Source organism: Micromonospora sp. BQ32 (genome assembly GCF_059358895.1).
The window spans coordinates 541806-565551 of record NZ_JCADBI010000003.1 but is presented as its reverse complement, the minus strand read 5'-3'; the positions used below and the strand labels follow the sequence as shown (position 1 = coordinate 565551).

The window sequence follows — 23746 nt, the reverse complement described above, 5'->3', positions numbered from 1 at the left end:
TTACCACGTTACCCGCTCGTTTCCGCCGTGTCAAACCGATATTTCGCGGTTCGTCGTGCTTCACCCGAAGAATGCGGGCACCATGTCTCGACCGGCTTGCGCCGCTCTCGTCACGGATTTGGCAGGCCGGCCGCTGCGGTCTCCCGCTAGCTCGCCCGGTGCCCTGCCGGTCGCTAACTTTACCCGGTCGGTTCCGCCGCACCAAATCCGCCTCGCGGCGAACCTTGGGGGCACCACCCGGTACCGGTCCTGAGGGGTTCAACCCCTCCGACCCGGCGGTCATTCCCGCGCTCCGGCCGTCTCAGGCTTTCGCCTGTTTCGTCCGTTCCGCGCTGGCAGAGAGAAAGTTACGCGTCCGGCGGGATGATCGTCAAATCCGCCGGACGCGTCCCCCGTCACACCGTCGACAGACGACTATTCGCCCAGCTCAACGCCCGCGAACGAGCGCTTGCCGCGGCGCAGCACCAGGTATCGCCCGTGCAGCAGGTCGGCCGCCGATACTCCGGCGTCCACCTCGGTCACCCGGTTGTTGTTGACGTAGGCGCCGCCCTCGGCGATCACCCGACGGGCCTCCTTGAGACCACTCACCAGCCCGGAGTCCCGCAGCAAACCCGCCACATCCGGCAATTCGCCGGAGAGACGCACCAGGCCCGCCTCGATCAGAGCCGCCCGCAGCGTCTCCGGTGCCAGGTCGTCCAACGATCCGCGGCCGAACAGCGCCTGGCTGGCGGCGATCGCCTGTCGGGTCTCGTCGGCGCCGTGCACCAGGATGGTCAGCTCCTCGGCGAGCGCTCGCTGCGCCAGGCGGGCCGCCGGCCGTTCGGCGGTCGCCTTCGCCAACTCTTCCAACTCATCCCGGGTCCGGAAGCTGAAGTACCGCAGGTAGCGGTCGACCTCCCGGTCGTCCACGTTGAGCCAGAACTGGTAGAAGGCGTACGGGCTGGTCATCGTGGGATCCAGCCAGACGGCACCGCCCTCGGTCTTGCCGAACTTCGTGCCGTCGGCCTTGGTGACCAGGGGCGTGGTGAACGCCTGCACCGGCCCCGCGCCCCGCCGGCGGACGTAGTCGACGCCGGCGGTGATGTTGCCCCACTGGTCGGAGCCGCCGAACTGGAGCTGACAGCCGTGCCGGCGGTGCAGCTCGAAGAAGTCGTTGGCCTGCAGCAGCTGGTAGCTGAACTCGGTGAAGCTGATGCCGGTCTCCAGGCGGGCCCGCACCACCTCCCGCGCGAGCATCTTGTTCACCGGGAAGTGCTTGCCCACGTCCCGGAGGAACTCGACCACCGACATCTCGCCGGTCCACTCCAGGTTGTTGACCAACTGGGCCGCGTTCTCGCCGGTGTACGACACGAAGGGCGCCAACTGGTCGCGGATGCGCTCGACCCATCCGGCGATCACGTCGGGCGGGTTGAGGGTCCGCTCGGCGCTCTCCTTCGGGTCACCGATCTGCCCGGTCGCCCCGCCGACCAGCAGCAACGGGCGGTGACCGGCGAGTTGCAGCCGGCGGGCCATGGTGACCTGCATGAGCGAGCCGACGTGCAGGCTCGCCGCGGTGGGGTCGAAGCCCACGTAGTACGTGGCGGACTTCCCACCGTCGAGCAGCTCGCGCAGCTCGTCGATTCCGGTCGAGTCCTGTATCAGGCCACGCCAGAGCAGGTCGTCGGTCAGGGAGTCCCGCCCGGGCGGCGGAGTGCTGCTGTCGGTCACGGTCACCGATTCTCCCCCATCGCCGGCACCGACCCGTACCGGGTTTGCCGGAACTCGCCCCGGCTAGGCTTGCGCCCCGTTGATCGAGGAGGTCTGTGCCATGGAGATTCCGGATCTGACGGGCGGTTTCGTCGCCCTGCTCGGCCTCACGTTCGAGGAGGCGAGCGGCGACCGGGTGGTCATCAGCTGGCAGGTCCGCCCGGAGCTGCACCAGCCGTTCGGCATTCAGCACGGCGGGGTGTACTGCTCGGTCGTGGAGACCGCGGCCAGCGTGGGTGGCTCCCTCTGGCTGGCCGACCGGGGCACGGTGGTCGGGGTGTCCAACCAGACCGACTTCCTGCGCGCCGTCCGGGACGGGGAGCTGACCGCCGTCGGTACCCCGGTGCACCGGGGCCGCAGCCAGCAGCTCTGGCAGGTGGAGATCACCGACGCCGACCAGCGGCTGGTCGCCCGTGGTCAGGTCCGGTTGCAGAACCTCTCGCCCGCCTGAGCGACGGCACTCGCCGCACAGGTCAACTGCGGGCCTCGTCCAGCACCGGCTCCGCGGCCTGGTCGGTGTCGGCGTCACCGTCGGCTTCATCGGGTACGCGGCTGAGCCGTACCTCGGTGATCGCCCGGTGGTCGATGCCGGCCACGACCAGCACCCAGCCGTCCAGCGTGACGTCCTCACCGGCGACGGTGGGGATGTGCCCGAGCCGGGCCAGCACCAGCCCGGCGACGGTGGTGTAGTCGCCATCCGGCCGCGACGGCAGCTCGACGCCGATGTCCGGAAGGTCGTGCACCGGGAAGGTGCCGGGTAGCAGCAGCGCGCCGTCGGGGTCGCGCCGCACCGAGCGCACATCCCGGTCGGTCTCGTCGTAGATCTCGCCGACGATCTCCTCCAGGATGTCCTCCAGCGTCACGATGCCGTCGACGGCGCCGCGCTCGTCCACGACGAGCGCGATGTGCTGACGCTCGGCCTTGAACTGGCGCAGCGCGTCCACCACCGGTAGCGAGTCGGGCAGCAGCATCGGCGGTCGGGCGATCTCGTCGACCGGCCGGTCGTCGGGCACCCCCACCAGGTCACGCAGGTGGATCACTCCGGCCGTGTCGTCCAGGCCGCCGTGGCGCACGACCGGAGCCCGGGAGTGCCCGGTGGCGGCCAGCACGAGCCGCGCGGCCTCCGCGGTTGTCCCGCTGTCGAGCGTGAAGACCTGCAACCGGGGTACGAGGACAGCCCGCAACCGCCGGTCGGCGATCTCCACGGCGCCCGCGATGATGGTGCGCTGCTCCTTGGTGAAGCCGTGGTTGCCGGCGACGATGTCGCGCAGCTCGTCCGGGCCGATCTCCTCCGGCTGGTGCTTGGGGTTGAGCCCGACCAGGCGGACCACCACGTCGCTGGTGGCGCCGAGCGCCCAGACGGCCGGCCGGGTGAGGCTGGCGAGCAGGTCGAGCGGGCGGGCCACCAGCAGCGCCCACCGCTCGGCGGACTGCATGGCGATCCGTTTGGGTGCCAGCTCGCCGAAGACCAGGGTGACGAAGGTCAGTGCGAGGGTGACCGCCACGATCGCCACCGTCTCGGCGGCGCCGCCGAACATCCCGAGCAGCGGCACCAGGGGTTTGGCCAGCGAGACCGCCGCGGCGGCGGAGGCCAGGAAACCGGCGAGGGTGATGCCGATCTGGATGGTGGCCAGGAAACGGTTCGGGTCCTTGGCGAGCCGGGCCAGCACCCGCCCGGCCCGGCTGGTGCGCTCCAGCCGCTGGATCTGGCTGTCTCGCAGCGACACCAACGCCATCTCGCTGCCCGCGAAGAGCGCGTTGATCACGACCAGGACTCCGACCAGGGCCAGTTGGCTCCCGTAGCTCTGCACGCCCGGTTCGCTCCCTCGTGGTGGTGGCACCGGCCGCTACGCGCGGCACCCGCCGGTCGGCGAGCCCGCCCGGCGTAGGCGTGTCTTTGCCCCGTCCCGCACCGGCCGAATCCTGCCCCGGCGACGCTACGCCGAATCGGGCGAGGTGACGCTACGTCGACTGGGGCGTCGGTGACGCCGGCAGGTCGAGGACGTACGAGTCGCCCTCCGGGCGGAAGCCCAGCCGGTGGTAGTAGGGGGCGACCATCCGGGGCGGGCTGACCACCCGGTGGAAGCCACGTTCGGTGAACAGGTGGCTGCGCCGGTAGACGAACTCGCCCGGGGTGAAGTCACGAAACTTCGGGGTCACGTAGTCCAGGTCGATCTGGGCGACCCCGGGTGCCTCGGCGTGCGACAGCACCACCCCGACCACCTCGTCGGCCGTGACCACGAGGAACGCCGAGCGCCCCGACGGGTCGGGATCCCAGTGGAAGTCGGGGTTGAACCGGGCGATGTCGGCGGCGTGCACCCGCAGCGTGTGCGCGAGGAACTGGTCGCCGACACCAACCTCCACCACCTGGTAGGTCTTCTCGTCGTGCCGGGTGACGAGCATCCCGCGCAGGTACCAGATGTTGATCGCCGCGAGCACGACGTTGAGCCCGACCATCGGCCAGACCTCGATCGCGGCGTTGTAGCCGATCAGCACGACGCTGCCGACGAGGTTGAGCGCCCGCAACCGCAGGACGCGCGACTGCAGCAACGACCAGACCAGCACCGCGGAGCCGGCCCAGCCGACGAGATCCAACCAGTTCACGCCGCGAGACTAGTGCCCGCCCAGGTCAGGGCCGTCGGCGGGCAGCTCCAGCAGCCACTCCTCGACGTCTTCGCCGCGGCCGTTGGCGTACCCCGAGTCTTCACCGACCATCACGAACCCGCACTTGCGGAGCACCGCGAGGGAGGCGGCGTTGTCCTTGGCGGCGCGGGCGTGCACCGGCCGGGGGAGCTCGCGCAGCAGGGCGGCCAGGGCCGCCGTGGCGTGGCCCCGACCCCAGCGCGCCGGGTCGATCCAGTAGCTGACCTCGGTCTTCCCTTCGGCCGGGAAGGCGCTCACGTAGCCGACCACCTCGCCGTCGGCCTCGACGGTGCGGACCAGGTTCGCCGGGTTGGTGAGCACCCGGGCCCAGTGCGCGGCGAACTCCCGACGGTCGGACGGGTCCTTGGGACCGAACGCGGCCATCCGGTTGGCCTCCGGGTCCTGCTGGTGCAGGAAGAACTCGACGAGGTCGTCCTCACGGACCGGGCGCAGCAGCACATCGGAGGTCATCGGGCGAGGGTACGCAACCGGGGTGACGGGGAGCGGCGGCGCGGACTCAGCCGGCGACGGCCACGACCGCCAGCACGGCGGCCACCAGGGAACTCGCGACCGACAGCAGCCGACGCCAGGGCACCCGCGCGTCGACCACCGGCAGGGCACGCCACCGGGTCGCCGCCAGGGCCACCCCCGACGCCGACAGACCGGCCCCGAGCGGCCACAGCCAGGCCGGCACCACCGACCAGTCTCCCAACCGGTGCCCCAACCCCAGATAGGCGAACGCCCAGACCGTCGCCGCCAGCACTGTCACCTGGTCCAGTTGGCGGCGGCGGGCGGTGCCGAGCAGGGAGAGGCCGCCGATGAAGGTGAAGGCCACCGCGAGGCCGGCGCCGATCCACGGCAGCACCACTGACGCCGCCGAGTCGGCCTTGTTCTGCGGCACCCCGAGCAGCCGCAGGCCGATCGGCTCGACGCCCCTGTCGGTGTTGCCGAGCACCGCCACCGCCCGGCCGGTGGCTCGCTCGAGACCGACGTAGGACCGGAACCCGCCGGTCGCGCCGTTGTGCCAGACCACCTCGTGGTCGCCGTGTCGGGTGGTGAACCAGCCGTACCCGATGCGGGTGTCGTCGTTTTCGCGGAAGCGGGCGGTGGTGGCGTCGGCGCCGGGCGCGGTGCCGGCGAGGGTCGCGGCGAGCAACCTGCCCAGGTCCTCGGCCGTCGACCAGAGGCCGACGCCGGCCGGGGCGTACCCGGCCCCCGCCCACGGGTCGAGCGGCCGGCCGCCGGCCCGGCTGCCCTCGGCGCGACCGGCCGGCAGGTCGTCGTCGCGGGTGGCGACGACGGTGGCCGTCATGCCGAGCGGCCCGAGCAACCGTGCCCGCAGCAGCTCGGGGTACGCGACGCCGGCCTTCGCGGCGAGCGCGTGGCCGAGCACGGACGGCCCGAGGTTGGAGTAGTGGACCGCGCCGCGCTCGTCGTCGGGACTGACCCGGTCGGCGGCGCCACGGATGGTGTCGACGCCCTGCCCGGCGTAGGGGTTGCCGCCGGAGGCGTTGGACCAGAGGATGCGTGCCCACCCCACCGGGGAGCCGGGGGCGAGCCGGGGCAGGCCGGCGCGGTGGCTGGCGAGTTCGGCGAGCGTGACGTCGCGGGCGGGGCCGGTCACCTCGGGCCAGGTGGCGCCGAGCCGGTCGTCCGGGCCGACGACGCCGGCGGCGACCTGGTCGGCGAGGAGCATGCCGGTGAGCGCCTTGGTGACCGAGCCGATCTCGAACGGGGTGCCGGGCTCGACGGGTCGGCCGGCGGGGTCCCGGTCGCCCAGGCCGGCGGTGCGGATCCGGCCGTTCTCGATCAGGGCGACGGCGAGCCCACGATGCCCCGACGGGTCGGGCGCGGCCGACCGTGCGGCAGCGGCCAGGTCGCGATCGCCGGTGGTCTGCGCGCCGAGTCGGGGCGCTCGGGGCATCAGCGCCACCCCGACCAGACCGGCGATCAGTGCGACGACGAGGGCGGTGACGGTCGCCCGGCGCATGGTTGGCTCCTCCGTGGGGTTGGTCGGATGAGTGGCCGAGCCGCGTCTGGTCAGCGGCCGGCGGCGGTGAGGATGGCCAGCAGCGGCACCACGCGTTCGGCCGGGACCGCGTACCGCCCTCGGCCGGCGCTGCGCAGCCAACCGGCGGCGGTGATCTGGCGCAGGTGGTGATGCAGTTGGCCGGTGGTGCCCAACTCGTCGATCTCGGCCAGTTCGCTGGTGCTCTGCCGGCCGCCGAGGATCTCCCGCAGCAGCCGCAGCCGCACCGGGTGGGCCAACGCGGAGAGGGTGCTGGCCAGCTCCGTCCAGTCGGCGGCGAGCAGGTCGTCGACGGTGCGGCCGTACTGCCAGTCGTAGTGCTGGCCGGCGACGCGGACGGTGCCGGTGTAGAGCACCGCGCCCGACCCGTCGGGTGGCAGGCGCTGTTTGAGTCCGTCGAGGGCCCAGAAGGTGTCCTCGGGCGCGGACGGTGTCGGTGGTGCGGCGGCGAGGCGTGCGCTCAACGCGGCAACCTGTGCCTCCAGCGCGGCGAGCCGATCTTCCATGGTGTTCACACGTCGATATTACGAACATACGTAATTACGTGCAAGCGCCGGGTCGGCGGGCGGCCGGGAACGGCGGGGCCGGCGCGTCCGGCCCCGCCGGCACGGCCGAGCGGTCGACAATGACCTGACCGACCCAGGGAGCGCCGATGAACCGACCTGTCGTGGTGGGCGTGGACGGATCGCCGTCCAGCCTCGTCGCCGCCGAACACGCGGCGCGGGCCGCGCTGCTGCGGTCCCGACCGCTGCTCCTGGTGCACGGTTACCTGCACCCGTCCGGCTACGGCGTGCCGCTCAACCCGTACGACCTCGGGGTGCCGGTGCCCCCCGAGGAGGCGCAGCACATGTTGGAGCGCACGGCGACCGAGCTGACCGGCCGGTGGCCCGGCCTCGTCGTCGAGGTGCGTCAGGTCGCCGGCGGTCCCGGCATCACCATGATCGAGGAGTCCCGCCGGGCGGAGCTGGTCGTGGTGGGCAGCCGTGGCCTGGGCGGCTTCACCGGGCTGCTGCTCGGCTCGGTCGGCGCGCAGGTGGCCGCGCACGCGCACTGCCCGGTGCTGGTGGTCCGCCCGGACGAGCAGCCGATCCCGGTGGACGGCCCGGTGCTGGTCGGCGTCGACGGGTCCGAACCGTCCCGGCTCGCCATCCGCTCGGGCGCCGACGAGGCGGCGCTGCGCGACGTACCGCTGGTGCTGGTGCACGTCGGTCCTCCGGACGGGGACCGGACGGTGCCGGAGGAGATCGAGGAGTCGCAGGCCGCGTACCAGGCCGAGGCGGTGCGACTCCTGGCTGATGCCTCGGCCCTGGTGCGCGCCGAGCACCCCGACCTGGTGGTGCGCGAACATCCGGTCCGGGCGGCCGGCGCGGCCCAGGGGCTCATCGAGGCCAGCGGCACGGCGTCGCTGCTGGTCGTGGGCACCCGGGGCCGGGCCGGGTTCACCGGTCTGCTGCTCGGGTCGGTCAGTCAGGCGGCGATCCAGCACGCGCACTGCCCGGTGCTGGTCGCCCACCCGGTCAGCTGACCGGCGCGTCGTCACCTCGGCCGAGCATCTGCAGGAAGTCGGTGGTGAGGGCGAACGGGTCGGCCGGCCCGGTGGCCGGTGGCCGGCGCTCGATCTGGTCGGCCAACTCCCCGGCGGCGCGCCGGATCCGAGCGCGCAACGCGCCGTCGGCGGTGCCGTCGGACCAGTCCTCCGGAGCGGCGAAGACGGCGGTAGGGACCACCACCGACCGGAGGTAGGCGAACATCGGGCGGACGGCGTGCTCCAGTGCCAGCGAGTGCCGGGCGGTGCCGCCGGTGGCGCCGATCAGCACCGGCCGGTCGATCAGCGACTCGGAATCCAACACGTCGAAGAAGGACTTGAACAGCCCGTTGTACGAGGCGCTGAAGATCGGCGTGACGGCGATGACGCCGTCCGCCCCGGTCACCGCGTCGATGACCTCGCGCAGCGCTGCTGGCGCAAACCCGGTGAGCATGTTGTTCACCACGTCGTGGGCGTACTCGCGCAGGTCGACGACGTGCAGCTCCACTTCGGAGCCGCGCCGGACCAACTCGTCGCGGGTGGCCGCGGCGAGCTGGTCGGCGAGCAGCCGGGTCGACGAGGGCTGGCTCAGCCCCGCCGAGACCACGGCCAGGGTGCGGCGGGTCATCGGGTCGCCCCCTCCGGCGCCTTGCCCGTCACGTCGTCGACGGCGTGCACGGTGCTGTCCTTGGCGCCGCCCGCCGCGGCCACCAGCGAGGCGTGCGTCGGCGCCGCCGGCACGTGCGCCGGGCGCAGCGCGGCGAACTCCTTGCGCAGCACCGGCACGACCTCCTCGCCGAGCAGGTCGAGCTGCTCCAGCACGGTCTTCAGCGGCAACCCCGCGTGGTCCATCAAGAACAGCTGCCGCTGGTAGTCACCGACGTACTCCCGGAAGCCGAGCGTGCGGTCGATGACCTGCTGCGGGCTGCCCACGGTCAGCGGGGTCTCCCGGGTGAACTCCTCCAGCGACGGCCCGTGCCCGTAGACCGGGGCGTTGTCGAAGTACGGCCGGAACTCCCGGACCGCGTCCTGCGAGTTGCGGCGCATGAACACCTGCCCGCCGAGGCCGACGATGGCCTGGTCGGCGGAGCCGTGACCGTAGTGCGCGTACCGCTGGCGGTAGAGCCCGACCATCCGCTGGGTGTGCTCCTTGGGCCAGAAGATGTGGTTGGCGAAGAAGCCGTCACCGTAGTACGCGGCCTGCTCGGCGATCTCCGGGCTGCGGATCGAGCCGTGCCAGACGAACGGGGGCACGCCGTCGAGCGGGCGCGGCGTCGAGGTGAACGACTGCAACGGGGTGCGGTACTTGCCCTTCCAGTCGACCACGTCCTCGCGCCACAGCCGGTGCAGCAGGTCGTAGTTCTCGATCGCGAGGGGAATGCCGGCCCGGATGTCCTTGCCGAACCACGGGTAGACCGGGCCGGTGTTGCCGCGGCCCATCATGAGATCCACCCGGCCGTCGGACAGGTGCTGGAGCATCGCGTAGTCCTCGGCGATCTTCACCGGGTCGTTGGTGGTGATCAGCGTGGTGGCGGTGGAGAGCAGCAGCCGCTCGGTGCGCGCCGCGATGTAGCCGAGCATGGTCGTCGGTGACGACGGCACGAACGGCGGGTTGTGGTGCTCGCCGGTGGCGAAGACGTCCAGACCGACCTCTTCGGCCTTCAACGCGATCGTGACCATCGCCTTGATCCGCTCATGCTCGGTCGGCTCCCGACCGGTGGTCGGATCGACCGTGACGTCACCGACGGTGAAGATTCCGAACTGCATGACCAGCTCCTCGCGTGTCAACCGGGTGCCGTCGTGGTACCCGGACGCAGCTCTCAACTTATTTGACGACGCAACTATTCCGTCGGCGGGACACCTCGCAGTGGCACCGGTCACCCTCCACAACCGGACATCGGGTCGAACACTCCCCTCGATGCGGGCTGACTCAGCCGCCCGCCACCGACGGCAACACCTGCACCTCGGCGCCGTCCTTGACCGGGGTGGCCAGACCGCCGGAGTGCCGGCAGTCTTCCCCGTCCACGAAGACGTTGACGTAGCGGCGCAGCTCGCCGCGCTCGTCACGGATGCGCCGGGCCAGCCGGGGATGCGCGACCGCCATCTCGTCGAGGACCGCCCGCAGCGTCCCGGTGGCGGTAACGTTCAGCCGGCTCGCGCCCCCGGCCTCGCCCCGCAGCGGGCCGGGCAGCAGCACGGTGACCACGCTCAGACCTCCGCGGCGCGAACGCAGAGCACGTCGGGCAGGTGCGCCGCGACCGTCGACCAGGAGTCGCCCTCGTCGCGGCTGGCGAAGACCGAACCGGAGCGGGTGCCGAAGTAGACCCCACCGGGGGTGGCGTCGTCGGCGCACATCGCGTCCCGCAGCACCGCCGGATAGAACGGGCCCTCGGGCAGCCCGACCGACAGCGGCTCCCACTTGCCGCCGGCGTCGGCGGAACGGAACACCCGACAGCGATGGTCGGTCGGGAACCGCTCGCCGTCGGCCACCAACGGGAAGGTCCACACCATGCCGCCACGCCCGGGGTGGGTCACCATCGGGAAGCCGAAGTCGCTGGGCAGCCCGTCGGCGATCGAGGACCAGGTGCGGCCGTCGTCATCGGAGCGGTAGACACCGTGGTGGTTCTGCGCGTACAGCCGTTCGGGGTTGCCGGCGTCCCGGGCGACCTTGTGCACGCACTGGCCGAACTCCGGCCACTCGTCGGGCATGAAGTAGGCGCGGATGCCGGTGTTGCCCGGCGCCCAACTCGCCCCGGCGTCCTCCGAGCGGTAGACCCCACCGGTGGACATGGCGACCAGCAGCCGAGCCGGGTCACGCGGGTGGGGCAGCACGGTGTGCACGGCCTGACCACCGAAGCCGGCCTCCCACTGCGGGCGGTGCGGATGGTCCCAGAGGGAACGGACCAGCTCGAAGCTGCGACCACCGTCGGTGGACTTGAACAACGCCGAGGGCTCGGTGCCGGCCCAGATGACGTCCGGTTCGTCGGGGCCGGCCGGCATCAGCTGCCAGACCCGCCCGAGGGAGACGCCGGTGTCGGCCGGGAACGCGACCGGCGCCTGGTCGGGCTCGTCCCAGGAGGCGCCGAGATCATCGCTGGTGGCGACGCTGGGGCCGAAGTGTGAGCTGGTCATGCCGGCGAGCAGCCGCGGGGTGGAATGACGGGTGTCGACGGCGACCGCGTAGACACCGGTCATCGGAAAGTGCGGACCGGTGATCTCCCAACTGCGCCGCTCGTCGGTGCTGGTGGCGAGGAACAATCCCTTGGCTGTGCCGATCGCGAGCAGTGTTGCCATGACGTCCTCCGAACCGTCGGTGAGCAGGTCCGGTGATTATGGCCACACCCCCCGACAGGCTTCGCCGCCCACACGCCGCACGGGGCGCTCAGCGCCGGATGCGAGGCACGTGCCGGCGGTACGCGCTGACCGTGGGATCGCCATCCAGCCAGAACCGCCAGGGCAGGTCGTGCGCGCCGGTCACCCCGACCCGGGGACCCACCACCACCGTCTCCGGCGGCACCGGTCGGGCCGGGGGCCGCAGCCGGACCGGGCCGTCGCCGAGCAGGTACGCCCCGTACGCCTCGCGGTCGATGCCGAGCGCGGAGCAGAGCCGGGCCGGCCCGCGGGCCAGGTCCACGTCCCGCCGGACGGCCGGTCGGCGCTCCCGTGCCGTGGCCAGGCCGTCGACCACCTCGCCGGCGCGCAGCAGCACGGCGGAAGCCTCCCCCTCGACGCCGGTGACCACGTTCATGCACCAGTGCATCCCGTAGGTGAAGTAGACGTAGGCGTGCCCGGCGGGGCCGAACATCACGGCGTTGCGCGGGGTGCGGCCCCGATGGGCGTGCGAGGCGGGATCGCCGCCGCTTCCCGCGTACGCCTCGACCTCGGTGATCCGGACGGTGACCCCGCCGGCGTGCAACCGGCAGCCCAGCAGCCCGCGCGCCCCCGGCAGCAGTGGACCGGCGAGCAGGTCCGCCAGTGCCGCCAGGTCGGCGTCGGTGGTGCGATTACCGGAGGACAGAGCCATGTCCCCGACGGTACCCATCCCGCCGCCCCGGCATCCGTCCGGCACGAGGGAGACTTGAACAAACTGTTGACAATATTTTGTTGATGAGGTGTGCTCGGGGTATGACGACCGAGGACATCTTCACCGCGCCCGACCCGGGCCGGGCCCGCGCCCACCGGACGTACGAGGCGTTGCAGCGGATCAGCGAGCGGCACGCCGGCACCGAGACCCGGCGGGGCCGTTGGGCCCACCCGTACGTGCTCGACCCGTGGGAGGCGGTCGCCCTGGTCACCGCCCTGGCGGCAGGCGGGGCCGAGCGTGAGCCCGCCGAGGAGCCGATCGACGCCGGCGACCTCACCGCCGCGCTGACCCTGCTGCCACACGTCCGCGCCGAGTTGGACGCCCTGGAGGCCGGCCTGCTGACGCTGGCCCGCGACCGGGGGCTCACCTGGCAGGCGATCGCGTACGGGCTGGGGCTGGGCAGCGCGCAGGCGGCCCGACAGCGCTACGAGCGGGTGGCCGCCCGCTCGGCCGAGCAGACCCCCTGACGACCGATCGGCACGCCGCGCCTACGACGGCGGCCGGGCGGGCACACTGTGCGCACGACGAGGAGGCACCCATGGAGCGCGCGGAGATGCTGGCGTACTGCCTGGCCAAGCCGGGAGCGTGGCTGGACCAACCGTGGGAGGGCGACGAGGTGGTGAAGGTGGGCGGCCGGATCTTCGCGTTCCTCGGCAGCGACGGGGGCAAACCGACGGTCGGCATCAAGTGCGGGCCGACCCGGGAGGTGGCCGACGAGTGGCTGCACCGGCACCCGGACGACGCCAGCGTGATGGCCTACATCGGCCGGTCCGGGTGGAACACGCTGCGCCTGGACGGCGGGATCGACGACGACGAGCTGACCGAGGCGGTCGACTCGTCGTACGACATGGTGGTGGCCAAGCTCCCCAAGCGGGAGCGCCCGACGGCCTGAACCGGCCGCGGCGCCGGCGGCCAGCGCCGACGCCACGGCACAGCTCAGCGCGGGACGACCCGTTCGGCGGCCCACTCCCGCCAGCTGGCCAGCCGGTCCGCCGCGGCGGCGAGCTGGTCGGCGACCGGGCCGGGGCCGGTGGAACCGGGGGTGGTCCGGGCCGCGAGAGCCGAACGGACCGAGAGCACGTCACGCACCGACGGGTCGAGATGCCCGCTGATCGCGGCCAGGTCCTCGTCGGAGACGTCGTTCAGCTCGCACTCCCGAGCGGCGCAGAGCGCCACCAACTGGCCGGTGATCTCATGCGCGTCGCGGAACGGCACGTTGCGTCGGACCAGCCAGTCGGCCACCTCGGTGGCGAGGGAGAAGCCGACCGGGGCGGCGGCGACGAGGCGGTCCACCCGAACCGTCATCGTGGAGATCATTCCCGCCAGGGCCGGAAGCAGCAGCTCCAGGGTGTCGACCGCGTCGAAGGCCGGCTCCTTGTCCTCCTGCATGTCCCGGTCGTAGGTCATCGGCAGGCCCTTGAGCATGGTGAGCACGGTCATCAGGCCGCCGACCAGCCGCCCGGACTTGCCCCGGGCCAGCTCGGCGATGTCCGCGTTCTTCTTCTGCGGCATGATCGACGAGCCGGTGGCGAACGAGTCGTCCAACTCCACCCAGCCGAACTCGTGCGAGGTCCAGAGCACCACCTCCTCGCCGAGGCGGGACAGGTGCACCCCGATCAGGGCGGTGGTGAAGAGGAACTCGGCCACGAAGTCCCGGTCCGCGACGGCGTCCATCGAGTTGGCGAACGACGTACGGAAGCCCAGCTCCTTGGCCACCGCCACCGGGTCCAGCGGGAGCCCGGAACCGGCCAGGGCGCCCGCGCCGAGTGGGCTGATCGCCGCCCGGTGGTCCCAGTCGCGCAGCCGCTCCAGGTCGCGCAGCAGCGGCTGCACGTGGGCGAGCAGCCAGTGCCCGAAGGTGACCGGCTGGGCGTGCTGGAGGTGGGTCATGCCCGGCGCGGCGGTGTCGATGTGCCGCTCGGCCTGCTCGACCAGCGCCTCCGCCAGCTCCACCAGGCGACTGGCCACGCCCCGGGCGTGGTCGCGCAGGTAGAGCCGCAGATCGGTGGCGACCTGGTCGTTGCGGGACCGGCCGGCGCGCAGCTTGCCACCGAGGCTGCCGAGGCGTTCCAGCAGACCGCGCTCCAGCGCGGTGTGCACGTCCTCGTCGTCGATGGTGGGGCGGAACGATCCGGAGGCGCAGGCGGCCTCCAGGTCGTCCAGCGCGGCCAGCATCCGGCCCAACTCCTCCGGATCGAGCAGGCCGGCGCCGGCGAGGACCCGGGCGTGCGCCCGGGAACCGGCGATGTCGTACGGGGCCAGGCGCCAGTCGAACTGCACGCTCACCGACAGTCGGGCGAGCGCCTCGGCGGGGCCGCCCGCGAACCGGCCACCCCAGAGGCTCGTCCGGTTGGTGGCGGCACTGTTCTCGGTCAGGCTCTTGTCGTCCACGTCGCCCATTGTGGTCCCCATGGTCAGTGGCCTCCCAGCCGGGCGTTCCGAGCGGCGGCCATCCGACTCGGCAGCCCCCACAGCTGCACGAAGCCCTTGGCCAGCGACTGGTCGAAGGTGTCGCCGGTGTCGTAGGTGGCCATCCCGAAGTCGTAGAGGCTCGCCTCGGAGCGCCGGCCGGTCACCGTGGCCCGGCCGCCGTGCAGGATCATCCGCACCTCGCCGCCCACGTGCCGCTGCGCGTCGTCGATGAACGCGTCCAGCGAGTCCTTCAGCGGCGAGAACCACAGCCCGTCGTAGACGAGCTCACCCCAGCGCTGGTCGACGCCCTTCTTGAACCGGGCCAGGTCCCGCTCGACGGTCACCGCCTCCAACTCCTGGTGGGCGGTGATCAACGCGATCGCGCCGGGCGCCTCGTACACCTCGCGGCTCTTGATGCCGACCAGGCGGTCCTCGACCATGTCGAGCCGGCCCACGCCCTGAGCGCCGGCACGTCGGTTCAGCTCCAGGATCGCCTGGTACGGGGTGACCGTCTCACCGTCGATCGCCACCGGCACGCCGCCGTCGAAGGTGATCACGACCTCGTCGGGGTCGCGGTCCTGGGTCGGGTCGGAGGTGTACGAGTAGAGGTCCTCGACGGGGGCGTTCCAGATGTCCTCCAGGAAGCCGGTCTCCACCGCGCGTCCCCACAGGTTCTGGTCGATGGAGTACGGCGACTTGGCCGACACGTCGATCGGCAGCCCCTTCTCCTCGGCGAAGGCGATGGCCTTGTCCCGGGTCCAGGCGAAGTCCCGGGCCGGCGCGATGATCTTCAGGTCGGGGGCGAGCGCGTTCAGGCCCACCTCGAACCGGACCTGGTCGTTGCCCTTGCCGGTGCAGCCGTGCGACACGATCGTGCCGCCGTGCTTGCGCGCAGCGGCCACCAGGTGCTTGACGATCAGCGGCCGGGACAGCGCCGACACCAGGGGGTAGCGGTCCATGTAGAGGGCGTTGGCCCGGATGGCCGGCAGGCAGTAGTCGGCGGCGAACTCGTCGCGCGCGTCCACCACCTCGGACTCGGCGGCGCCGCAGTCCAGGGCGCGTTGGCGGATGGCGTCGAGATCCTCGCCGCCCTGCCCGACGTCGACCGCGACCGCGATCACCTCGGCGCCGGTCTGCTCGGCCAGGTACGGAATGGCGACGGAGGTGTCCAACCCCCCGGAGTACGCGAGCACGACCCGCTCGGTCATGACGTGGTGTTCCCTTCAACGGTGTCGTCCCGGCGGGCCCAGCCGGCGAGCTTGTCTCCGAGTGCGGCCCCGCCGACAGCCTCACGGGCCACGACGAGGATGGTGTCGTCGCCGGCGATGGTGCCGACGATCTCGGGCAGGCCCGCCCGGTCCAACGCGCTGGCCAGGTACTGGGCTGCGCCCGGCGGTGTCCGCAGCACGGCGATGTTGCCGCTGGAGTCGACCCCGTTGAGCAGTTCGCGCAGCAGCCGTACCAGCCGGGCCGGCGCGGCCTCGGCGTCGCGCAACGGGCGCTGCCCGTCCTCGGGGATCAGGTAGACGGCCGGGCCGTCGCCGCCGCGCACCTTGACCGCGCCCAACTCCTCCAGGTCCCGCGAGAGGGTGGCCTGGGTGACGCCCACGCCGTCGGCGGCGAGCAGGTCGGCCAGCTCGGTTTGCGACCGGATCGCCCGGTCGCGGATCAGCTCCACGATCCGGGCGTGCCGGGCCGCGCGAGTCAGCGGCGCGGTCATCGCAGCCCCCCGGTGACGGTGTCGCCGGTCGCGGCGCCGCCCGTCGCGGTTCCCAGCAGGAACGTCAACAGCGCCTTCTGCACGTGCAGCCGGTTCTCCGCCTGGTCGAAGACCGCGCTCTGCGGGCCGTCGAGCACCTCGTCGGTGATCTCCTCGCCGCGGTGTGCGGGCAGGCAGTGCAGCACGATCGCGTCCGGTGCGGCCTGGCCGAGCAGTTCCTTGTTGACCTGGTACGGCAGGAACGGGGTGATCCGGTCCAACCCGTCGGACTCCTGCCCCATCGACGTCCAGGTGTCGGTGGCCAGCACGTCCGCGTTGCGGACCGCCTGGGCCGGGTCGGTCAACACCCGCACCGAACCGCCGGTGTCCGCGGCGATCCGCGCCGCCTGTTCCACCACGACCGCGTCCGGCGCGAACCCGGCCGGGCCGGCGATCCGGACGTGCATCCCGGCCGTCGCCCCGGCCAGCAGGTACGACTGCGCCATGTTGTTCGCGCCGTCCCCCACGTACGCCAGGGTGCGCCCGGCCGTGCCACCACACCGCTCCCGGACGGTGAGCAGGTCGGCCAGCAGCTGGCACGGGTGGAACCCGTCGGTGAGCGCGTTGACCACCGGCACACTGGCCCCCGCCGCCACCTCGGCGATCCGCTCGTCACCGTGGGTACGCAGCACGATCGCCGCGACGTAGCGGGACAGCACCCGCCCCGCGTCCGCGAGGGACTCACCGCGGCCGAAGTGGGTGACCTGCGTGTCCACCACGAGGGGGTGCCCGCCCAGCTCGGCGATCCCGGCGTCGAACGAGATCCTGGTCCGCAGGCTCTGCTTGTCGAAGAGCACCGCCACCGAGCGGGGCCCGACCAGCGGCCGGTGGCCGAACCGGTCCGCCTTCATCCGCGCGGCCAGGTCGAGGACCGTGGACTGTTCGGCGGGCGAGAGATCGTCGTCGCGCAGGAAGTGCCGGGTCATCGAGTCGTCCCCGTCGTGGTGGTCACTGTGGATGGCGCGGTCTGCGCCCCGGCGGCCGCCGGGGCGGTCGCGTCCAGAGCGGCGGGCAGCGCCGCGAGGAAGGTGTCCGCCTGGGCGGCGGTGAGGATCAGCGGCGGAGCCAGCCGGATGGTACCCGGTTGCACCGGATTGACCAGGAAGCCGGCTTCCCGCAGCGCCTCGGCCAGCACCGACGCCACCGGCGCGGTGAGCGCCACGCCGAGCAGCAGACCGGCGCCGCGTACCCCGGCGATCAGCGGGTGGCCCAGCGCCTCGATGCCGTGACGCAGCCGCTCACCGACCCGCTTGACGTTGTCGAGCAGGCCCTCGTTGGCGATGGTCGCCACCACGGCGAGCGCCGCCGCGCAGCTGACCGGGTTGCCGCCGAACGTGGTGCCGTGCGAGCCGGGGGTGAGCAGGTCCGCGGCGGGGCCGAAAGCCAGCGTGGCACCGATGGGCAGCCCGCCACCCAGCCCCTTGGCCAGGGTGATGACGTCCGGCTCCACGCCCTCGGCCTGGTGCGCGAACCAGTGCCCGGTGCGCCCGACGCCGGTCTGCACCTCGTCGAGGACCAGCAGCGCGCCGTGCCGGGCGGTGATGCGCCGGGCCGCGGCGAGGTAGCCGGCCGGCGGGACGAGCACACCGTTCTCACCCTGAATGGGTTCCAGGATCACCATGGCGGTGGCGTCAGAGACGGCCTCCTCCAGGGCGGCGACATCGCCGTAGTCGACGTGGGTCACCTCACCGGGCAGCGGCCGGAACGGGTCGGCCTTGGCCGGTTGGCCGGTCAGCGCGAGAGCGCCCATGGTGCGGCCGTGGAAGCCGCCCCTGGTGGCCACCACGTGGGTGCGGCCGGTACGCCGGGAGAGCTTGAACGCCGCCTCGTTCGCCTCCGCGCCCGAGTTGGCGAAGAAAACCCGACCGGGTCGACCGGCGAGCGCCAACAGCAACTCGGCGAGGGCGACCGGCGGCTCGGCCACATAGAGGTTGGAGACGTGCCCGAGGGTCGCGACCTGCTTCGACACCGCCGCCACCACGGCCGGATGGGCGTGGCCGAGGGCGTTGACCGCGATGCCGCCCACCAGGTCGAGGTACTCCCGGCCGGCGTCGTCGACCACCACGGCACCGGCGCCGGAGACCAACGCCAACGGCGGCGTGCCGTAGTTGTCCATCATGGACTGCTTCCACCGCTGCGCCAACGTGCTCATGTCGCGTCCGTCCCGTCTCCCGGCACCACCATCGTTCCGAACCCTTCCGAGGTGAACACCTCCAGCAACGTGGAGTGCGCCACCCGACCGTCGACGACGTGCGCGGCGGGCACTCCCCCACGCACCGCCCGCAGGCAGGCCTCCATCTTCGGCACCATTCCCGACTCAAGGCTGGGCAGCAGCTTGGCCAGGTCGTCCGCGGCGATCTCGGAGACCAGGCTGGTGGTGTCCGGCCAGTCGGCGTACAGGCCGGCCACGTCGGTGAGCACCACGAGCTTGCGGGCCCGCAGGGCGATGGCCAGCGCCGCGGCGGCGGTGTCCGCGTTGAGGTTGTGCAGCACCCCCTCCACGTCCGGCGCCACCGTGGAGATCACCGGGATCCGACCGGCCTCGATCAGGTCGGTCACCGCGGACACGTCCACCGACTCGACGTCCCCGACCTGGCCGACATCGACCGGCACCCCGTCCACGTACGCCGGACGGCGCACCGCGGTGAACAGCCGAGCGTCCTCACCGGAGAGGCCGACCGCGTACGGACCATGCGAGTTGATCAGACCCACCAGCTCCCGGCCCACCTGACCGACCAGCACCATCCGGACCACGTCCATCGCCTCGGCGGTGGTCACCCGCAGACCACCCCGGAACTCGCTGGTGATGCCGAGCCGACCCAGCATGGCGGAGATCTGCGGACCGCCACCGTGCACCACGACGGGCTTCAGGCCCGCGTAGCGCAGGAAGACCATGTCGGACGCGAACGCCCGCTGCAACTCCGGATCGGTCATCGCGTTGCCGCCGTACTTGACCACCACCGTCGAGCCGGAGAAACGCGCCAACCAGGGCAACGCCTCGATCAGCGTCTCCGCCTTGACCTGGGCGCGAGCCAAATCGCTGCTGAGACTCACCGCGCCGGCCTTTCGTTCGCGACTGCGGGACTCCGCTGCGCTGCGTTCCTCGCGCTCACGTTGAGTACGCCGAGTTCTCGTGCACGTACGCGTGGGACAGATCGTTGGTCCAGATCGTGGCGGCCGACGTACCCGCGTGCAGGTCGATCCGGATGGTCACGTCCCGGCCGGTCAGGTCGACCTTCGAGCGGTCCTCGGCGGCGGCCCCGCCCCGGCACACCCACACCCCGTTGACCGCCACGTCCACCTCGTCCGGCTCGAACGCGGCGGCGGTGGTGCCGACGGCGGCGAGGATCCGGCCCCAGTTGGGGTCGTTGCCGAACAGCGCCGTCTTCACCAGGTTGTTGCGGGCCACCGTACGGCCCACCTCTACCGCCTCGTCCTCGTCCGCCGCGCCGACCACGTCGATGGCGATCTGCTTGGTGGCGCCCTCGGCGTCGGCCACCAACTGCTGGGCCAGGTCGTGGCAGGCCGCGGTGACGGCGGCGGCCAACTCGGCCGGCGTCGGCTCGATACCGCTCGCGCCGCTGGCCAGCAGCAGCACGGTGTCGTTGGTGGACATGCAGCCGTCGGAGTCGACCCGGTCGAAGCTGACCCGGGTGGCCGCCCGCAACGCCTCGTCCAGCGTCGCCGGCCCGGCCACCGCGTCGGTGGTCAGCACGCAGAGCATGGTGGCCATCCCCGGCGCGAGCATTCCGGCGCCCTTGGCCATGCCACCGACCGTCCAGCCGCTCCCCCGGGCCACCGTCGTCTTCGGCCGGGTGTCCGTGGTCATGATCGCCTCGGCGGCGGCCGGACCACCGTCGCGGGACAGCCCACGGATCGCCGAGCGGACGCCCGGCAGCAGCTTCGGCATCGGCAGCCGCTCACCGATCAGGCCGGTCGAGCAGACCGCGACCTCACCGGCGCCGAGGATCAACCGTGGGCTGACCGAGGTCAGCGCGGCGGCGGTGTGTTCGGCGGTGGCGTGCGTGTCCTGGAAGCCGGCCGGGCCGGTGCAGGCGTTGGCGCCACCGGAGTTGAGCACCACGGCGCGGACCACACCGCCCTGCACGACCTGCTGGGTCCAGAGCACCGGCGCGGCCTTGACCCGGTTGGTGGTGAAGACACCGGCCACGCCGGCGTCCGGGCCGTCGTTGACCACCAGGGCGACGTCCGCGCCGCCGCTGGCCTTGAGGCCGGCGGCCACCCCGGCCGCCCGGAACCCCCGAGGGGTGGTGACACTCACGGCGCCTGCCTTTCGTTCGCGACTACGGGGCTCCGCTGCGCTGCACTCCTCGCGCTCACGGGGTGACTCCCCAGACCGACAGGCCCGTCGTCTCCGGCAGGCCGAGCATCAGGTTGGCGTTCTGGACGGCCTGACCGGCGGCGCCCTTGCCCAGGTTGTCCAACGCGCTGAGCACGATCAGACGGCCGGAGTCGACGTCGACGGTGGCCTGCAGGTGACACGAGTTGGAGCCCAGGGTGGCGGCGGTGTGCGGCCAGCGGCCCTCCGGCAGCACGTGCACGAACGGCGCGTCCGCGTACGCCCGCGCCAGCACGTCCTGCGGGTCGACGCCGCGCGCCGGCGCCGCGGTGACCGTGGCCAGGATGCCGCGCGGCATCGGCGCCAGGACCGGGGTGAACGACAGGCCGGTCGCGCCGGTGGCCTGCTTGATCTCGGGGACGTGCTGGTGGGTTCCCACCCGGTACGGCGACAGGTCGCCCATCACCTCGCTGGCCAACAGGTGCGGCTTGGCCGCCCGGCCGGCGCCGGAGGTGCCGGAGGCGGCGACCACCACCACGTCGGCAGGGCTGGCCGCCCCGTCGGCGATCAACGGTGCGAGCGCCAGGGTGATCGCGGCGGCGTAGCAGCCGGTGTTCGCCACCCGGGTGGAGCCGGCGATCAGCTCCCGTTGGCCGGGCAGTTCGGGCAGGCCGTAGGTCCACTGCCCGGCGTGCGTGCCGCCGTAGTACTGCGCCCAGGCGTACGGGTCGGCCAGCCGGTGGTCGGCGCCCAGGTCGACGATCCGCACCTCGGCCGGCAGTTGGGCCGCGAGGGCCGCCGACTGGCCGTGCGGCAGGGCCAGGAAGACCAGGTCCACGTCGGCCAGAGTGCTCGGGTCGGTCTCGCCGAGCACCAGGTCGAGCCCGGTGAGCTGCGGGTGCACCACGTCGACGCGGTGCCCGGCCTGGCTGTGCGCGGTGGCGGCGACCAGGTCGAACTCCGGGTGCCCGGCGATCAGGCGCAGCAGCTCACCCCCGGCGTACCCGCTCGCTCCGGCGACCGCGACTCGGATCCCCATACTCACCTCCGCATGACTATGCAGCGAAGATTAACAAGGACGACTCACGAGTGCAAGTTCATGCAGCGCAGTGCATGGTAATGAATAGATCAACTGCATGGCAATGTGCCCCCAGCCCGGCGATCATGCTTCTGGCTCCCCGGGCCGCGGAGAGGCGATCTCAGTCGTCCGGTAGGAGCGGGTGTGTCGGGCCGGCCAGCCAAGGAACCGATCGAACATGTCACTGGCGCACCCGGTAGTGGTCGGGTTGAGCTTGTGTAGGTCGTCGATGGCGTCATGGAGCAGACTGGCCAGGTAGAGGAACAGGCTGACCGGGTTGCCGTCGTACTCGGTGACGAGGGCGAGCTTCGCCCGCCCACAGGGCCAGGGTTGGCCGCAGGCACGGCAGAGCCAGATCGGGCGCAGCGCGGTGTGCTCTCGGGGCCGGTCTCGCTCCTGGGCGCTCACTTCTTTCCCCACTCAGTAGGTCGGGCTTGGAGTGGCAGCGGCAGGGCGGGAGCTCACGTAGTCGCCATGCCATGCACAGCGGGTTGTGCTCTCACCCGTTCCGGCCATGCGTCTACACAAGTCCCGGCGGTCGCTGGTGCCCAGCGCGGCAACAGCGCAGAACTGACGCATCCCCATTGCGTCACACGGTGTGAGCTGGATGAATGGACCGTGACGGATGGCGGCGAAGGGAGTCGGTAGGTGGCGGATAGGCGTCGGCACCGACTTGCCCAGCGTCGCAAGACGATCGGCCTGAGCCAGGAACGCCTCGCCGAAGCCCTCGGCGTCGACCGCTCCACCATCGTGCGGTGGGAACGGGCGGAGACTGACCCGCAGCCCTGGCACCGGCCGCGTCTCGCCACGGTCCTCAAGCTGTCGATCGATGAACTGGCCGACCTCCTGGCCGACGTCGGCCAGGCACCGTCACCACCCGACGAGCGTCTCGGCTACGTCCTGCGCAACCCCGGCCGCGTCGACCTGATCGCTGTGGCGTACCTGAGGGAACGCGTGCGTCGCCTCGACGAGCGCTACGACCAGACGCCCTCGACGCTCCTACTCGCCGAGGCCGGGCAACTACACGGTCAGGCGATCTTCCTTCGCCAGCACGCCAGCAACGGGCCGGTCCAGCGCGAGCTGGCGGCAGCAGTCGCCGAGTCCGCGACGCTGATGGGTCAACTCGTCTGGGACGCCTCGCAACGGCGCGACCACGTCGCCAGCGCCGCCTATTTCGACCAAGCGATCAGCGCATCCCAGGAAACGCGAGACCCAGTCGCCGAGGCCAACGCGTTGCTCCGCAAGAGCTACCTCGCCCTCTACGGCACCAAGCAACCCAATGGGCGGCGTACCGCAAGTGGCAGGCGAAGCTGGCCGACAGCCCCTCCGACGCCGAGATGGCGGCCTGGCTAGAACACGACCGCAAGGTCCTGGTCGACCAGGCCATGAGGCAATTCCAACTGCATCCCAGCCAGGTCATCGCGCACGCATTCATCGAGGCACCCGGCCGCGCCTGCAAGCGGGCCCGCTATCCCCGTGGCCCCTGGCGATACTCCCGGTATCAACTCCTGCTCTTCCTGCTCACCCAGGATGGTGTGCGGCAAATCGACATCGAACTGGACTTCGAGCCGGCCACGAGCCGGATCACCCAGCGCCTCAACTACCGCTTCGACGCCGTCGCCGCCGTACGAATCGAAGGGGTCGCCGGACAGCAGCAGACCTTCAAGCTGACACTCTTCAACGGCGACCCGGTTTCGGTGCAGGTGAGCGTGCCAGATGGCGAGACCGACCCACATGAAGACGACCCGACAAAGATCATCGAGCTGTCACAGGACGCGTCCGGACTCAGCCACACCCTGCACGTCCTGGAGGGGATCGCGGCTGAAGGTAAGCAGTGGGTGAGGCACCGCCGCCGCCGCGCCGATGAGAAACTTGCCAGCCTCGCAAGCGCCATTCGGGACGTGAGCGACTGACGACGACTCGTCGCCAGCCTAGGTCTCGCCGCCGCCAACACCAGCCACGACCACGTCGTGATCGGCTCACTCAGCTGCCCTGGGGCGCACTCGCTGGCATCCATCGGCTAATACCGGTCGAACCAGTCCTCGCTGATGCCGGAACTCGACGCCAGCACCCGGGGAACACGAAAAGGCCCTGACCCGATGTGAACCACCAGGTCAGGGCCTTGATCGTTGGTGCGCCGCCAGGGACATGATCCCCGAACCCGTAGATC

Annotated in this window: 26 protein-coding genes; 6 read left to right on the top strand and 20 right to left on the bottom strand. The window is 71.9% G+C overall.

Annotation, left to right across the window (positions count from 1 at the left end; translation table 11 throughout):
* Positions 1-414 precede the first annotated feature (414 nt).
* Positions 415-1707, bottom strand: coding sequence for a tyrosine--tRNA ligase (gene tyrS, locus AC5L30_RS09585; RefSeq protein ID WP_494866580.1), 1293 nt, complete (start codon positions 1705-1707; stop codon positions 415-417).
* Positions 1708-1807: 100 nt separating this feature from the next.
* Here tyrS and AC5L30_RS09580 point away from each other — a divergent pair, with 100 nt between their 5' ends.
* The gene (locus tag AC5L30_RS09580; RefSeq protein WP_494866546.1) at positions 1808-2197 is read left to right on the top strand and encodes a PaaI family thioesterase; all 390 of its coding nucleotides are present in this window, start codon (positions 1808-1810) and stop codon (positions 2195-2197) included.
* A gap of 22 nt (positions 2198-2219) precedes the next feature.
* Here AC5L30_RS09580 and AC5L30_RS09575 read toward each other — a convergent pair whose 3' ends face one another.
* The 5 genes from AC5L30_RS09575 to AC5L30_RS09555 form a co-directional block, all read right to left on the bottom strand.
* Positions 2220-3557, bottom strand: a complete 1338-nt coding sequence (locus AC5L30_RS09575; RefSeq protein ID WP_494866545.1) for a hemolysin family protein — start codon at positions 3555-3557, stop codon at positions 2220-2222.
* Positions 3558-3708: 151 nt separating this feature from the next.
* Positions 3709-4350 carry a hypothetical protein gene (locus AC5L30_RS09570; RefSeq protein ID WP_494866544.1) on the bottom strand — a complete coding sequence of 214 codons (642 nt, stop codon included), beginning with the start codon at positions 4348-4350 and terminating at the stop codon, positions 3709-3711.
* Positions 4351-4359: 9 nt separating this feature from the next.
* Positions 4360-4860, bottom strand: a complete 501-nt coding sequence (locus tag AC5L30_RS09565; protein ID WP_494866543.1) for a GNAT family N-acetyltransferase — start codon at positions 4858-4860, stop codon at positions 4360-4362.
* Positions 4861-4906: 46 nt separating this feature from the next.
* The gene (locus AC5L30_RS09560) at positions 4907-6379 is read right to left on the bottom strand and encodes a serine hydrolase domain-containing protein (RefSeq protein WP_494866541.1); all 1473 of its coding nucleotides are present in this window, start codon (positions 6377-6379) and stop codon (positions 4907-4909) included.
* 50 nt (positions 6380-6429) lie between these two features.
* A complete protein-coding gene (locus AC5L30_RS09555) occupies positions 6430-6924 on the bottom strand; it encodes an ArsR/SmtB family transcription factor (protein WP_494866578.1) in 495 nt (164 codons plus the stop codon).
* 146 nt (positions 6925-7070) lie between these two features.
* Between AC5L30_RS09555 and AC5L30_RS09550 the strand changes: the two genes are divergently transcribed.
* The gene (locus tag AC5L30_RS09550) at positions 7071-7943 is read left to right on the top strand and encodes a universal stress protein (protein WP_494866539.1); all 873 of its coding nucleotides are present in this window, start codon (positions 7071-7073) and stop codon (positions 7941-7943) included.
* Here AC5L30_RS09550 and AC5L30_RS09545 read toward each other — a convergent pair.
* From AC5L30_RS09545 to AC5L30_RS09525, 5 genes are all read right to left on the bottom strand, one after another.
* Positions 7936-8571, bottom strand: coding sequence for an FMN reductase (locus AC5L30_RS09545; RefSeq protein WP_494866538.1), 636 nt, complete (start codon positions 8569-8571; stop codon positions 7936-7938). The two genes, AC5L30_RS09550 and AC5L30_RS09545, sit on opposite strands and share 8 nt — an antisense overlap.
* Positions 8568-9710 (bottom strand): LLM class flavin-dependent oxidoreductase, encoded by a 1143-nt coding sequence (locus AC5L30_RS09540; protein WP_494866536.1) that lies wholly within the window; start codon positions 9708-9710, stop codon positions 8568-8570. The genes AC5L30_RS09545 and AC5L30_RS09540 overlap by 4 nt, the downstream gene beginning before the upstream one ends.
* Positions 9711-9873: 163 nt before the next feature.
* A complete protein-coding gene (locus AC5L30_RS09535) occupies positions 9874-10149 on the bottom strand; it encodes a ubiquitin-like small modifier protein 1 (protein WP_494866535.1) in 276 nt (91 codons plus the stop codon).
* Between the two features lie 2 nt (positions 10150-10151).
* Positions 10152-11237 carry a WD40/YVTN/BNR-like repeat-containing protein gene (locus AC5L30_RS09530; protein ID WP_494866534.1) on the bottom strand — a complete coding sequence of 362 codons (1086 nt, stop codon included), beginning with the start codon at positions 11235-11237 and terminating at the stop codon, positions 10152-10154.
* A gap of 88 nt (positions 11238-11325) precedes the next feature.
* Positions 11326-11967 (bottom strand): DNA-3-methyladenine glycosylase, encoded by a 642-nt coding sequence (locus AC5L30_RS09525; protein WP_494866533.1) that lies wholly within the window; start codon positions 11965-11967, stop codon positions 11326-11328.
* Positions 11968-12068: 101 nt separating this feature from the next.
* Here AC5L30_RS09525 and AC5L30_RS09520 point away from each other — a divergent pair, with 101 nt between their 5' ends.
* Entirely contained in the window at positions 12069-12494 is a 426-nt protein-coding gene (locus tag AC5L30_RS09520; RefSeq protein ID WP_494866532.1) for a DNA-binding protein, read from the top strand.
* Between the two features lie 71 nt (positions 12495-12565).
* The gene (locus AC5L30_RS09515; RefSeq protein WP_494866530.1) at positions 12566-12919 is read left to right on the top strand and encodes an MmcQ/YjbR family DNA-binding protein; all 354 of its coding nucleotides are present in this window, start codon (positions 12566-12568) and stop codon (positions 12917-12919) included.
* Between the two features lie 44 nt (positions 12920-12963).
* Here AC5L30_RS09515 and argH read toward each other — a convergent pair whose 3' ends face one another.
* The 9 genes from argH to AC5L30_RS09470 form a co-directional block, all read right to left on the bottom strand.
* Complete coding sequence (gene argH / locus AC5L30_RS09510; protein ID WP_238660945.1) at positions 12964-14427, bottom strand: argininosuccinate lyase; 1464 nt, start codon at positions 14425-14427, stop codon at positions 12964-12966.
* Positions 14428-14441: 14 nt separating this feature from the next.
* Positions 14442-15647 (bottom strand): argininosuccinate synthase, encoded by a 1206-nt coding sequence (locus AC5L30_RS09505; protein ID WP_494866528.1) that lies wholly within the window; start codon positions 15645-15647, stop codon positions 14442-14444.
* Complete coding sequence (locus AC5L30_RS09500) at positions 15644-16159, bottom strand: arginine repressor (protein WP_196922350.1); 516 nt, start codon at positions 16157-16159, stop codon at positions 15644-15646. The genes AC5L30_RS09505 and AC5L30_RS09500 overlap by 4 nt, the downstream gene beginning before the upstream one ends.
* Positions 16156-17124, bottom strand: coding sequence for an ornithine carbamoyltransferase (gene argF, locus AC5L30_RS09495; RefSeq protein ID WP_494866527.1), 969 nt, complete (start codon positions 17122-17124; stop codon positions 16156-16158). The genes AC5L30_RS09500 and argF overlap by 4 nt, the downstream gene beginning before the upstream one ends.
* Positions 17121-18350 (bottom strand): acetylornithine transaminase, encoded by a 1230-nt coding sequence (locus AC5L30_RS09490; protein WP_494866526.1) that lies wholly within the window; start codon positions 18348-18350, stop codon positions 17121-17123. The genes argF and AC5L30_RS09490 overlap by 4 nt, the downstream gene beginning before the upstream one ends.
* A complete protein-coding gene (gene argB / locus AC5L30_RS09485; RefSeq protein WP_494866524.1) occupies positions 18347-19252 on the bottom strand; it encodes an acetylglutamate kinase in 906 nt (301 codons plus the stop codon). The genes AC5L30_RS09490 and argB overlap by 4 nt, the downstream gene beginning before the upstream one ends.
* A 55-nt stretch (positions 19253-19307) precedes the next feature.
* Positions 19308-20480 (bottom strand): bifunctional glutamate N-acetyltransferase/amino-acid acetyltransferase ArgJ, encoded by a 1173-nt coding sequence (gene argJ / locus AC5L30_RS09480; protein WP_494866523.1) that lies wholly within the window; start codon positions 20478-20480, stop codon positions 19308-19310.
* Positions 20481-20535: 55 nt separating this feature from the next.
* Positions 20536-21537, bottom strand: coding sequence for an N-acetyl-gamma-glutamyl-phosphate reductase (gene argC, locus AC5L30_RS09475; protein WP_494866522.1), 1002 nt, complete (start codon positions 21535-21537; stop codon positions 20536-20538).
* A gap of 123 nt (positions 21538-21660) precedes the next feature.
* Positions 21661-21984 carry a hypothetical protein gene (locus AC5L30_RS09470; RefSeq protein ID WP_494866520.1) on the bottom strand — a complete coding sequence of 108 codons (324 nt, stop codon included), beginning with the start codon at positions 21982-21984 and terminating at the stop codon, positions 21661-21663.
* Between the two features lie 240 nt (positions 21985-22224).
* On the opposite strand from AC5L30_RS09470, the gene AC5L30_RS09465 reads away from it, so the two are divergent.
* Positions 22225-22929: a helix-turn-helix transcriptional regulator gene (locus AC5L30_RS09465; protein ID WP_494866519.1), complete on the top strand. Its 705-nt coding sequence runs from the start codon at positions 22225-22227 to the stop codon at positions 22927-22929.
* Positions 22914-23489: a hypothetical protein gene (locus AC5L30_RS09460; RefSeq protein WP_494866517.1), complete on the top strand. Its 576-nt coding sequence runs from the start codon at positions 22914-22916 to the stop codon at positions 23487-23489. Before AC5L30_RS09465 ends, AC5L30_RS09460 begins: the two co-directional genes overlap by 16 nt.
* Positions 23490-23746 lie beyond the last annotated feature (257 nt).